Annotated in this window: 13 protein-coding genes; 7 read left to right on the top strand and 6 right to left on the bottom strand. The window is 42.4% G+C overall.

Going from position 1 to position 12,968, the window contains the following annotated elements:
• Positions 1-78 precede the first annotated feature (78 nt).
• The 5 genes from HMPREF0663_RS10120 to HMPREF0663_RS10100 form a co-directional block, all read right to left on the bottom strand.
• Positions 79-477: an HU family DNA-binding protein gene (locus HMPREF0663_RS10120; RefSeq protein WP_374188398.1), complete on the bottom strand. Its 399-nt coding sequence runs from the start codon at positions 475-477 to the stop codon at positions 79-81.
• Positions 478-623: 146 nt separating this feature from the next.
• Positions 624-908: a hypothetical protein gene (locus HMPREF0663_RS12010; protein ID WP_155811934.1), complete on the bottom strand. Its 285-nt coding sequence runs from the start codon at positions 906-908 to the stop codon at positions 624-626.
• A gap of 414 nt (positions 909-1,322) precedes the next feature.
• Complete coding sequence (locus HMPREF0663_RS10110; protein ID WP_234955644.1) at positions 1,323-2,828, bottom strand: tetratricopeptide repeat protein; 1,506 nt, start codon at positions 2,826-2,828, stop codon at positions 1,323-1,325.
• Between the two features lie 238 nt (positions 2,829-3,066).
• Entirely contained in the window at positions 3,067-4,641 is a 1,575-nt protein-coding gene (locus HMPREF0663_RS10105; protein WP_004370416.1) for an Rne/Rng family ribonuclease, read from the bottom strand.
• A 301-nt stretch (positions 4,642-4,942) separates the two neighbouring features.
• Complete coding sequence (locus HMPREF0663_RS10100) at positions 4,943-5,221, bottom strand: HU family DNA-binding protein (RefSeq protein WP_016665122.1); 279 nt, start codon at positions 5,219-5,221, stop codon at positions 4,943-4,945.
• A gap of 287 nt (positions 5,222-5,508) precedes the next feature.
• On the opposite strand from HMPREF0663_RS10100, the gene dinB reads away from it, so the two are divergent.
• The 7 genes from dinB to HMPREF0663_RS10065 all read left to right on the top strand — a co-directional run bounded on the left by dinB (position 5,509) and on the right by HMPREF0663_RS10065 (position 11,823).
• Positions 5,509-6,654, top strand: a complete 1,146-nt coding sequence (gene dinB / locus HMPREF0663_RS10095; protein ID WP_004370412.1) for a DNA polymerase IV — start codon at positions 5,509-5,511, stop codon at positions 6,652-6,654.
• Positions 6,655-6,845: 191 nt separating this feature from the next.
• A complete protein-coding gene (gene pyk, locus HMPREF0663_RS10090; RefSeq protein WP_004370410.1) occupies positions 6,846-8,297 on the top strand; it encodes a pyruvate kinase in 1,452 nt (483 codons plus the stop codon).
• A gap of 296 nt (positions 8,298-8,593) precedes the next feature.
• Positions 8,594-9,391 carry an RsiV family protein gene (locus tag HMPREF0663_RS10085; protein WP_004370408.1) on the top strand — a complete coding sequence of 266 codons (798 nt, stop codon included), beginning with the start codon at positions 8,594-8,596 and terminating at the stop codon, positions 9,389-9,391.
• The gene (gene rsmG, locus HMPREF0663_RS10080; protein WP_004370406.1) at positions 9,388-10,014 is read left to right on the top strand and encodes a 16S rRNA (guanine(527)-N(7))-methyltransferase RsmG; all 627 of its coding nucleotides are present in this window, start codon (positions 9,388-9,390) and stop codon (positions 10,012-10,014) included. The genes HMPREF0663_RS10085 and rsmG overlap by 4 nt, the downstream gene beginning before the upstream one ends.
• Positions 10,015-10,049: 35 nt before the next feature.
• Positions 10,050-10,694: an MBL fold metallo-hydrolase gene (locus HMPREF0663_RS10075; RefSeq protein ID WP_004370405.1), complete on the top strand. Its 645-nt coding sequence runs from the start codon at positions 10,050-10,052 to the stop codon at positions 10,692-10,694.
• 15 nt (positions 10,695-10,709) lie between these two features.
• On the top strand, positions 10,710-11,279 hold the full coding sequence (ruvC, locus tag HMPREF0663_RS10070; RefSeq protein WP_016665125.1) for a crossover junction endodeoxyribonuclease RuvC: 570 nt from the start codon (positions 10,710-10,712) through the stop codon (positions 11,277-11,279).
• Between the two features lie 73 nt (positions 11,280-11,352).
• Entirely contained in the window at positions 11,353-11,823 is a 471-nt protein-coding gene (locus HMPREF0663_RS10065; RefSeq protein ID WP_016665126.1) for a hypothetical protein, read from the top strand.
• Here HMPREF0663_RS10065 and HMPREF0663_RS10060 read toward each other — a convergent pair.
• Positions 11,813-12,964: a DUF6057 family protein gene (locus HMPREF0663_RS10060; protein WP_231375141.1), complete on the bottom strand. Its 1,152-nt coding sequence runs from the start codon at positions 12,962-12,964 to the stop codon at positions 11,813-11,815. The genes HMPREF0663_RS10065 and HMPREF0663_RS10060 overlap by 11 nt on opposite strands.
• Between the last annotated feature and the right edge of the window lie 4 nt (positions 12,965-12,968).

Genomic DNA, 12,968 nt, shown 5'->3' with positions numbered 1-12,968 from the left:
ATAATCTGTTTGTATAAAGAAAAACCTTTCGCCGTACACATTTGTACCGCGAGTAGGTTTGATAGTTTTCTTACTGCTTTATGGCTTTGGAGGCGTTTCGTTTTCTTTCGGTTTGTTTTCTTCCTCGGCAGCTTTCCACTCTTCCCAATGGATAGGCATACTGGTAAGCGTACGCGACATTACACGCTTGCCCTTTGCCCTGCCGCCCTCGTAATGGGTTTCGGGCAGGAAGCGCACACGCACGCCCACAATTTGATCTGCATTTACGTCTTTGGCATTGCTCACGCCGTTTTTGGCAGCAGTGGCAGTAAGGTAGAACGTACCTACGCCGTCGAGTTTTACCGAATGGCCCTGCGACATATAGTCGGCCATTACGCTACCTAATGCCGTGAGTACGGCAATCACATCGGCGGGGCTCACCGTAGACTCGGCGGCCAGCCGCTTTGAAATCTGCTCTGTGGAAATTTGCCTACCCACAAGCACGGCCTGCGGATACCATTTTCCGTTGATTTTTTTCTTTACTCTTGTAAAAAGCCATAGTCTTCTTTTTTAAATTAATTTTTCATATTTAGTTAATGTCGTTCTCGTAAAATAAGGGAATGATTATTCTCTCCATGCAGCGCTTATGCAGATGATTGTTCGGAAGTTCGCCGTGCGAGGAATGCTGTTATTCCCCCTGCCTGTTGTTTCATGGCCCTTTCGAGGATATTCCGTTGTGCCGCCTGCTGTGAACCACGGAGGTTGAGGCTGTGAACCACGGAGGTTGACACGATGAACCACGGAGGTTGACACGATGAACCACGGAGGTTGACACGATGAACCACGGAGGTTGACACGATGAACCACGGAGGTTGACACTGTGAAGCACGGAGGTTGACACGATGAACCACGGAGGTTGAGCACATCACTCTTTTAAGTTATTATTTTTCATTTTTTATTTGAAATTGCAGCCCATAGGATGGGCGCCGACTTTTATTTGCTCTCGCGACTACTCACGCAGAAACGGCACAAAGATATTCCAATTAAATCGTTTTTGCACGGTAAATTTATCAAAAGTGTCATGCCAAGAGAAAGATTTGTCAAAAAAACATTTAAAATTATTACATTCTACGAGGCTGAAAAAGTACTGGCACACAGTTACTTACGCCACAAATGCAAATTTTGACATTTAGGGCGGGTATTATAACTGAAAAACAAAGAAAAAGGTGCTAACGATAATGATTAGGCAGAGGAGAATGGTTAAAAAAGGGGGGATTATCCATCTGCTGCATAATGGTATAATCCCCCCACTCTTCGGATATTTATTTTTTATTGCCTTTTTCCTACTTGTGGAGTTTCCGGATATTGTAACGCATCGTGCGGATGCTTCCGTTGGTTACCTCCATAGCACGGGCAATCTCGCTGTCTGTCATGCCTTTTTTCCAAAGATAAAAGAAGATTAAAGGTTTTGTGGATAGCTTTTGGTGGGTTTTATCCAGTTCGCTAAAAATATCTCTGTCGACAAATCGGGCGTAGCTGATATAGCTATCGAAGTCTGCGCGATTCCAGTCTTTCATCGTTGTTTTACCCGTGGCGATATTTTCGAACAGCAGCTTGCCTTCTGCTATTTTACCGGTAAGCGTTGCCGGCATTTCCTCCATCTGTACTTTCAGCTTGCCGATTTGGTAGGCTTGCTGATAACTCTTTTGCTTGGCCCTGTTTAATCTTTCTCTCACCGCTTTGAGGCTTTTTCTTACACCGACGTAGATAAGGAAGTCCAACACAAGGGCCACCACGACGATGAGGGCGAGCATGGTTTTTACCTGCTTGCGATGCTGCGCCTTCAAGAGGTTGCTCTCGTAATCTCTTTCCATTTGGTTTGCTTTGTTGCCCACAGTGATGCTATAGACTTTAGCAGCCTCGTTGAGCGAGTCGAGCTTTTCCAGCGTCTTGCTTTCCTGCCGATAGTTGCCCGTTTCTTTATAATAATATGCCAGTTTTCTGAAATAACGCCGCAAAGCAAACCGGTTCCAGTCGCTGGTCTTTTCCAGCGAGTCGGCTATGTGGATGCTTTTAGCCATGTGGAACTGCTCATCTTTCGGCCGATGTTCACGCCGTGCGATACGAGCCAGATAAAGCTGAACCAAAGCCAGATTTCTCGATAAAGGAACTTGCTCGAAATAGTATTTTGCGCGTTGCAATTGGTTGTGCCTGAAATAATATTGCCCGAACGTTTCGTAGAACTGCGGAACTTCGGTTGAATCGAAGTTAGCGGAATCGCGCATCACTTTATGGAAATAATATTCTGCACTGTCTTGCTGATTTTTCTCGTCGTAAAGAACGTTCAGATTGTGGTTTCCCATAATAATGGCCGAAGTTACCTTGTATTTCTTCTGTAGTTGCAGGCCTTTCTTGACGCACTCGATGGACATATCGAGATTATCGAGCGACTCATAGATGGTAGCCAACTCATCATAAACTATATTATTGGTCCACGGTTGCTCAACATCTGCCACCACATTTCTGGCTCTCTCTAAACTGAACAACGCTTCTGCCGGCCTATCATAGTAAGTACCCAGAATAAATCCTTGATAAGCATAAGCCTCGGCGATACGCATCTTGTCGCCATGCTTTTCAAGTATCGCCACGGAACTGGCGATGATAGAGTCGACTCCCGTGGGGAAGTCTATGGTATAATAATACTTACGGAACATGGCCTTGGCCTTGAACAGTTGCAACAATCCAACCGTCTTCTCTGAAGGGTGGTCGTTGGCGAAGATGCTGTCGACAAGGATGATGGCCGAGTCGGGATGCACCATGTGATTGGCATAATCTTCGATCTTCAGCATCAACTTTTTATCATTATTGCAGGATGCAAAGCACAAAACAGCACACGCCCAGAGTGCTAAGTAAAAAGGGCATTTAAAATTAGTCATAGTCTTCTTTAGAGTTTCGGTGCAAAGATAGTATTTATTTCTGTATTATGCAAGTACAGAAGTGTGGAAAGCAAAAAACAAGAGCGCGGGCCGGTTGCTATCCAACCCCGTGATATAAACTAAAAAGCCTGCCGCAAACTTGCGGCAGGCTTTATTTGGTTTCTATTTCTTCTTTCATGTCTATGAACTGATTTTGTGCATCATAGAACTCATATTGCAAGAATGCGAGCTTCTGTGAAGAAATAATGTGCACGCCCCATCCGTACTTCAGCTGCCATTTACGCTTGAGAGAGAATACTCCCTGATTGATGTAAGCTGCCACGTACGGATGCACGTGCAGATAGAACTTCTTGACGCCGATCTTGTTAACCAGTTGGTCAATTTTGCTTTCGAGCCGCTCTGTAAACAGTATGCTCGATCTTATCTTCCCGCTGCCGAAACATGTAGGACAGTTCTCTTCTACATTGACGTCCATAGCCGGACGCACACGCTGACGCGTGATCTGCATCAAACCGAATTTGCTCAACGGTAAGATGTTATGCCTTGCTCTATCCTGCTGCATGTTTTTGCACATTCGCTCGTAAAGCATTTGCCGGTCTTCGGCCAAATTCATGTCGATGAAATCTACAACGATGATACCTCCCATATCGCGTAATCTCAGTTGCCTTGCCAACTCATCGGCAGCACCTAAGTTCACTTCGAGTGCATTGGCTTCCTGACCTTTTTCGTTTCGCGCACGATTTCCGCTATTTACGTCTACCACATGCAGAGCTTCGGTATGCTCGATAATCAGATAAGAACCGTGCTTGTAGTTTACGGTTTTGCCGAAGCTCGCTTTTATCTGCTTCGTTACGTTGAAGTTATCGAAGATAGGCACCTTACCTGTGTACATCTTGACGATGCCCGCTTTGGCAGGGGCAATCAATGTTACATAGTCTTTTATCTCGTTGAACGCGTCTTTGTCGTTTACGTAGATGTTCTCGAAATTTGGATTGAAAATATCGCGTATCAACGCAATGGCTCTGCCCTTTTCCTCGAATACAAGCTGTGGTCTTTTTTGTGTTTTCTGAACTTTCACCAAAGCATCCTCCCAACGCTTTGCCAACACTTTAAGTTCTGCATCCAACTCTGCAACTCGTTTCCCTTCTGCAACCGTACGAACAATGACGCCACAGTTCTTCGGTCTTACACTATGAATGAGTTGTTTCAGACGCGCACGCTCCTCGCCGCTTTTGATTTTAGAAGATACGGAGACCTTATCACCGAAAGGTATAAGAACCAAAAAACGTCCTGCAAAAGACAGTTCCCCTGTCAGTCGGGGCCCTTTTGTGGATATCGGTTCCTTTACAATCTGCACCAAAACTTCCTGTCCGACGGTGAGCGTTTGCTGAACGCTTCCGCTTTTGTCTAAATCGGGCAGATGTGATGCCTTGGCAAACGGATAAAGTCTTTTCCTATCGCTTTGTACCTGTTTCAGATACTTTGCATAAGAGTTAAACTGACTTCCCAAGTCAAGATAATGAAGAAAGGCGTCGCGCTCATAACCTACATCCACAAAGCAGGCATTAAGTCCCGGCATGAGTTTCTTAATTTTTGCAATGTAAATGTTTCCAACAGAAAAAGAGGCCGACTTCGGCTCGTTCTGATACTCTACAAGGCGTTTATCCTCCAGCAGAGCGGTCGAAATTTCTTTCTCTTGGACGTCGATTACAACTTCGCTGGTCATATTACTTCATTTGTTTTTCTGTAATCTTCGGCACAAACGGTCTCGGATTACTCATATTAAAAAAGGCATGTCATAGCTCTTATGGCAGATACATTGACACGCCTCTATTCTGAATAGAACTATTATACTAACAATTATTTGCTCTTATGTCTATTCTTTCTTAATCTCTTTTTACGCTTATGCGTTGCCATCTTGTGGCCTTTCTTTTTCTTACCGTTTGGCATAGCCTAATAATTTAAATGTTATTTGTATGTTTACCTTATTTTCTACTCAACCGAAACAAGAAACGAATGTCGGTAACTTAGGCTTTCATTTCATCGATAAAACTCTTTGCGGGTTTGAAACTCGGCAAGTCGTGTGCTTCGATTGTCATGGTCGTATTTTTGAGAATGTTGCGTGCGGTTTTGGCAGCTCTATGCTTAATGATAAAACTTCCGAAGCCACGCAAATAAACGTTCTCCTTACGCTTAAGCAAACTCTCTTTAACTGTACTCATGAAACTTTCGATAACAACGGCCACTTCCTTTTTCTGCATTCCTGTAGAATTGGCAATCTCGTTAATGATATCAGCTTTAGTCATCGCTAAATATTTTTTGTTATAATAAATTACTATCCTTCGTTCTCGGTGTGCAAATATACGAGTTTTTTGGCTGATAAGGAAATTTATTTCGTTTTTTTTGATATTAGACAATCAAAAAACTCATTAAGACAAAAGTCTCGATATGCTGTTTCATGCAATTATGCGATACCAGCTACAGAAAACATCTGACTGAAATGTAAAAGAAACAGAGTTTTTTTATATGACATATTTATAATATATCATCGGATATATTTTGCCTGACAGGATGTTTTTGTTACTTTTGCAAAATGCGTTTCCGTGAAACCATAGAGCCCAACTCTCCCACTCTATCGAATGAACCTGTAAGGAAAATCATCCATATTGATATGGATGCATTCTTTGCGGCGGTGGAGCAACGAGATAATCCCGACCTGCGCGGTAAACCTATAGCTGTAGGATACGACGGTCCGCGAGGCGTCGTAACCACGGCAAGTTACGAAGCACGGAAGTTCGGCGTGCATTCCGCAATGTCGATAGCCAAGGCCAAGCAGCTATGCCCCCACTTGATAATCGTGCCAAACCGACGAAATGTGTATCGGGAAATATCCAACGAGGTGCATGAAATCTTTCAAGAATACACCGATTTGGTCGAACCGCTTTCTATCGATGAGGCGTTTTTAGATGTTACTCACAACAGTTTCAACATTTCGCTCGCCCAAGATATAGCGAAAGAAATAAAAGACAAAATCAGAAAACGGCTAAATCTGACCGCCTCTGCCGGCATTTCGTACAATAAGTTCTTGGCAAAAATCGCATCAGACTATAGAAAGCCCGACGGTTTGATGGTTATCCATCCGCACCGCGCACTGGACTTTATCTCAAAACTTCCCATAGAAAAGTTTTGGGGAGTCGGTCCAAAAACGGCACAGATCATGCATCACATCGGTATATTCAACGGAGCACAGCTTCAAGAAGTATCGTTGCATCATCTTATAGAAACATTCGGAAAGAGCGGAAACATCTATTATAATTTTGCAAGGGGCATAGACAATCGTCCTGTTATAGCATCGGCAATCCGCAAATCTGTCGGCTGCGAGCATACTTTTCTCGAAGATATACGTTTGAATTCTGCTATTCTGATAGAACTCTATCATATTGTTACAGAACTTTCTGGGCGTATATCCAAGTCTAAATTTAATGGAAGAACGCTGACATTAAAGGTGAAATTTACCGATTTCACCCAAATAACACGGAGCAAAACCGTACACAAAGTACTGATATCCAAAGACGACATTCTGCCACTTGCTAAAGAACTGCTCTCCGAAGTAGACTTGACAAAACAATCGGTACGCCTGCTCGGTTTGTGCGTATCTAATCTTTACAACGATAACGATAACCATTCCGGCAAACAATGGGTTGAAGGTTGGCTTGATTTTTCAACAGACAAGCAATAAAAAGTACTAATATACTTTGATTTATCCGCGAAACTTCGTACTTTTGCACTCATAATTTACAGAATATAAATATATTGTATCGTTGCGCAAGAATATTATCGCGCGTCTAATATATTTATTTTGGAATTGTAATATATTCATTCACTCAAACATTATAAGAATAAATAAAAGGTCATTAAAACATACATATAATGAAACAAACAAAGATAGTATGCTCTATCAGCGACAGGCATTGTGATGTCGATTTCCTACGAAAACTGTTTTTTGCAGGAATGAACGTCGTACGTATGAATACTGCCCATGCCACTCGGGAGGGCATGGAAAACATTATAAAGAATGTACGAGAGGTCTCGCCCCATATCGGTATACTCATCGATACCAAAGGGCCGGAAGTACGAACTACCAATGTGGCGGAACCTATCAAATATAAGACCGGCGATATAGTTAAGGTTTTCGGTCGTCCGGAGATGGATTCATCGCATGATATCGTAAATGTTTCCTACGCTGATATTGCCAAAGACGTAAAAGTAGGCGACGATATACTCTTCGACGATGGAGCTTTAGACATGAAAGTGATCGAGAACATTGGCCCTATGCTCGTTGCACAGGTGCAGAACGACGGTGAACTGGGTGCCCATAAGAGTGTAAACGTGCCGGGTGAACATATCGATCTTCCGGCATTAACGGAGAAAGATAAGCACAATATCTTATTTGCTATCGAACAAGACATCGATTTCATCGCCCATTCTTTCGTACGCAATGCTGCCGATGTAAAAGCAGTGCAAGACATACTCGACGAGCATAACAGCGACATCAAAATCATCTCGAAGATTGAAAACCAAGAAGGTGTAGACAACATCGACGAAATTATCGAGGCTTCTTACGGCATCATGATTGCCCGAGGCGACTTGGGAATTGAGGTGCCCATAGAACGTATTCCCGGTATACAGCGCGAAATCATCCGTAAATGTACCATCAAGAAGAAACCGGTAATCGTGGCAACACAGATGCTCCACACGATGATCAACAATCCACGTCCCACACGTGCCGAAGTTACCGACATCGCGAATGCCATCTACTATCGCACCGATGCCCTTATGTTGAGTGGTGAAACCGCTTCGGGCAAATATCCTCTCGAAGCAGTGCAGACAATGGCGCGCATTGCAGAGCAGGCCGAACAGGATAAGATACGTACAAACGACATCAATCCCTTTATCGATGGATGCGAAGATCAAAGGGAATTCCTTGCTCACTCTGCCATTGAATCTACCACACAATTGGGAGTCAAGGGAATTATCACCGACAGCGAAACCGGACAGACGGCCCGTAATCTGGCAGCATTTCGCGGTCCTACGCCTGTACTTGCCATCTGCTACAAGGAAAAAACGCAGCGTTGGCTGAATTTGAGCTATGGTGTAATTCCGGTATATCAAAAAGAACACACCACACCTGAACACACTTTCATTGCTGCAATCCGTATGCTTCGCCAAAAGGGATACATCGGACTCGAAGATAAGATAGCATATTTGAGCGGTAGCTTTGGAGAAGGCGGCGGTACAACACTCCTCGAGATTAACAAGGTAAGTCAGGTATTCGATAAATCCTACGAGTTCCACTTGCCTGATTATAGGAGCGCAAACTGATTTTTATAGGGAAGAGAACACGCATTACAGTTCTCTTCCCATTCTTTCCGGTGCCCTTATAATACCCATTATCACCATTCATTATAGTGCGCTTACGGCTCTTTATTACTTGTCCCATAGCCCTATAATCGTTGCATGTGTGAAATAAGCAAAACAAACGATATGTCTATTGCCGTTACATGCCGTACATAATCTCCCCATCTCATGCTGACGTTATGGTTTTTTACCTTAAAAATATCTTATAAGAACATAGCAGTATGTAAATATTTTGTACCTTTGTCCGCAAATATATAAATATGAAGTATCTGTTAACGATAGCCCTTACGGCATTGTTAGTATGTTCGTGTAGTAACAAAAACAAGTTCGACATATACAAAAGCGGATTGGAAATAGACTCCATATGCGTGGATTCTACGATTGCGCTTACTTCTGAGGCTCATTCCCCAAAATGTGACGTGTCGTTGCACGTAATATATGTGAAAGGAAAGAACGATAAAAAAATCAATCACGAGATAATCAATTCGGGTATTTTAATGTCGGATTATCTTATCGGTAATCCCCAACAGGCGAACATGAACGCAGCTGTCCATGCTTTCGCCGCACAATATATTGCTGATTATAAGAAAGAATATGGCGATTTATACCGCGATGACAGGCAGAATGCCGCCTCGTATAATTGTTCTTATATACTGAAAACATCCGTTGAGATGCCGTCTGAAGGTGTATTAACTTATATCTCCAAACTTTATATGTATGCCGGAGGCGAGCACGGGATTAATCAAACACTCGTTAAAAACATTGATCTGAAAACCGGTAGTACAATCAATTTAAAAGACTTATTTGTAGATGGTTACAATGCAACTCTTAAAGATATTATTATCGAACATCTGTTGAAGAATTTCAATCTGGACAGTATTGATGAATTGAAGAAAAAACATATCTTTGCCAACGATTACATATATGTACCCGAAAACTTCATGATCGATGATGATGCTATTACGTTTATCTACTGCGAAGACGAGATCGCTCCGCACGATGTAGGCGAAATAAGGATAAAGATAGATAAAAGCGAAATCGGAAAACTACTTAAATGACAATGGAAATCATCAGGAAATATTTCTCTAATCTGACCGACGAGCAGCAATATCAATTCGAACAACTTGCGCCGCTCTACGAGGAATGGAATGCAAAAATAAATGTTATTTCACGTAAGGATATCGATCATCTTTATGAACATCATGTGCTCCATTCGCTTGCAATAGCCAAAGAAATCAGCTTTGTTTCGGGCACAACAGTTCTTGATGTGGGTACCGGCGGCGGCTTTCCGGGCATTCCGTTGGCAATACTTTTCCCTAACTGCCGCTTTAAACTAATAGACAGTATAGGCAAGAAAGTAAAAGTAGCAGCCGAGATTGCCGCCCATATCGGTCTGAAAAACGTCGATACGGAACATTTGAGAGGCGAAAACGAAAAGGGAAAATACGATTTTGTGGTAAGCAGAGCCGTAATGTCCTTGCCCGATATGGCTAAATTAATCCGAAAAAACATTTCGTCTAAGCAGGTTAACCCGCTTCCCAACGGGCTGTTGTGCCTAAAAGGAGGAGACTTGACTGCGGAGATTAGACCTTTTAGAAATATCGTTCAGATAACTCCTATCGCCAATTGGTTCCAAGAAGAATGGTTCAAGAAGAAAAATGTGGTGTATCTACCTTTCTGATCCTTGGAATATGTATGTAACTGAAAATATAGAATATGCTGAATATTAAGCGAATTGTATGCAACATGCTCCAAGAGAATTGCTACATTGTCAGCGACGACTCTAAGGAATGTATCATTGTAGATTGCGGAGCGTATTATACGAACGAAAGGAAAGCCATTGTGGAATATATCCGCAAGAACGAACTTACTCCGAAACATCTTGTTGCTACCCACGGCCATATAGATCACATCTTCGGCAACAATACCATTTTCGAAGAGTTCGGATTAAGGGCGGAAATGCATGCCGCAGATAAGTTTCTTATCGAACAGGCGGCTTTTCAAGCAGAACAGATTACGGGTGTAAGGCTCGAATACGATATGCCTCCGGTCGGAAAATACCTGACCGACAAGGATGTTATCGCTTTCGGAAACCATATATTTACTATTATCGAAACGCCGGGACATTCGCCGGGCAGCATCTTCCTGTATTGTGAAAAGGAGCATGTTGCATTCTCTGGCGACACTCTTTTTCACTACTCTATCGGACGGACAGACTTGGAAGGCGGCTCAATGTTCCAAATAATACAGAGCATCAGAATGATATGTCAGCTTCCGGATGATACTGTAATCTACCCGGGGCACGGCGATAAGACAACCATCGGCATAGAATTGGCAGGCAATCCTTATATGGATAGGTAGATGTTTAAGAAAATTATGGACAGCAGACAGGCTGAAAAAATTATATTAGGAATAGATCCCGGAACCAATGTTATGGGCTATGGAGTTATCAGAGTTTATGGCCGGACTGCCCAAATGGTAGCTATGGGAGTTATAGATATGCGACGGGAACTTGATCCGTATATCAGATTGGGCAAGATTTTCGATCGGGTAACCGGTATTATCGACGAATATCTGCCTGATGAAATGGCCATCGAAGCCCCGTTCTTCGGCAAAAACGTGCAATCGATGCTCAAGTTAGGACGCGCACAAGGTGTAGCTATCGCCGCTGCAATTCACCACGATGTGCCAATCCACGAGTATGCACCGCTGAAAATCAAAATGGCTATCACCGGACAAGGACAGGCCAGCAAAGAGCAGGTTGCCGGTATGTTGCAACGATTGCTTCGTATCAACGGCAACGACATGCCGAAATTCATGGATGCAACGGATGCTTTAGGGGCGGCTTACTGTCACTTTATGCAAATGGGGAGGCCGCAGACAGAAGACCATTACCACGGATGGAAAGATTTTATACATAGAAACCAAGACCGAATAAAGAATTGAACATTTACCGTATCGGTGATAGTTTATATTCACAAAAGAATTAATTAACAAAAATATATAAATGAAGAGAATTATGAAGAAAATAGTAGTAATGATTGTGCTGGGGCTGTTGGCCGTCTCTAATGTGTCTGCACAAGAGATATTCAAGGAAGTTAAAAACATTATGAAGCAGCAAGAAAGGATTAAAAACGATACGACCAAGGATATTGAGGAAAGGAAAATTGCAACATTCAAATGGGACGCTATTTATTATATGATGATGAAAGCTGCCGAATCGAAGACGTTTACAGAGTATGAACTCGGGCAACAGACAAATGCTATGATCGAGTTTGTAAACCTTTATCTCAAACGTCTTTCCAGCTCAAAGAAGAAAGACGAAAAAGAAATAATTATGGCTAACTTCAAGAATGCGACAACCCATAACGCATTATTCAACGACATGGACAAAGAAACTGTTTATGCCTATGTAGATAATGCCAAATATCTAACCCAATTCTCTGTCGATACCGATTGGGTAAAAGCATTACGAGAAGTTAAGAAGTAGCATATAGATAATAGTACCAATAGGTTTTTCCATAGATATCCCGAACGGCATTCACTCGTTCTGCCCGTTTGGGATATTTACGATTTAAATCTTGGAAATCTTGAAAATCCGTATCCATCACATTGCTATGATAGACAATCTTCGGGTTGGAACGCAGATGGGTATATAAAATCAAAGCCTCTCGATAATGCTTCGGCAATGAGCCCTTTATGTCGTAATACTTCGATATGTTATTTACAAAAGCATCGAGTTTCTTATCAAGCAGATAACCGCAAAGCAGATAGTCTGCGGCAGCTTTCTTTGCAAGATGATGTTTTTCTATATATTCAAGGTATTCCAACGGGCTTAACTTCTGCTTCAATACAACGCCCACATTACGGTATATCATGGCTTCCGGCAACATAAATGTTCCTACATTATTATAGGGAAGCATCGCTTTGGAACTTCCTATCAGCGGATATTCGAAGAGATATTCACCCAATGTCCCCTTTTTAGAAAGGGCAAAAACTCTCAACATAGTAAGCGAAGAGTCTGTCTGCAGCGTATTTCTGCCCGTAGCTAACGCTTCATTATAGCCGTTATCAAGCAGACTTTGCTCCATATGGGCACGATAATGAAATACTTCGTTATGACTGCTCACAGTGCCTACCATAAAAAACATAAGGAACATCATCAGGAAATCACTCCATACAAATCTGTTAAAAAGAATATTCGAACTGCTTTCACTCAAAGTCTTCAATCGAGAATACGCCCAAAGAAGCATGCCATAAACAACGCTCAACAACAAAAACGCCCATCCGGAGACACCGAAACATATCTGATTGGTTGACTTAGTTCCTATATCGGTGATAAAAGCCAACACCAACAATGACGGGAAAAACGTCAAAGAATAACCAATTTTCCCCGTCTTTATCACAGAAGCGATGCCGATGTGAAGCAAGTAAAGTACTATTGTAATAAGTACAGCTCCTATCTTTCTGTCGTATTGTGTGCGTCCAGAAGATAAGATATGTTGGGCAACAGCGAGAATGTCTGCCTGATAATAATACAGATAGACGAACGTAAAAACAATAAAAAGAATAGCACACGAAAGCCTTATTACCTTTGTGCTATTCCCGAAGTTTCGCATATAATTATTCAAAATC

It is taken from the genome of Hoylesella oralis ATCC 33269 (genome assembly GCF_000185145.2).
In the GTDB taxonomy this organism is placed as follows: Bacteria; Bacteroidota; Bacteroidia; order Bacteroidales; family Bacteroidaceae; genus Prevotella; species Prevotella phocaeensis.
This window is presented reverse-complemented; position numbering and strand designations above follow the sequence as displayed.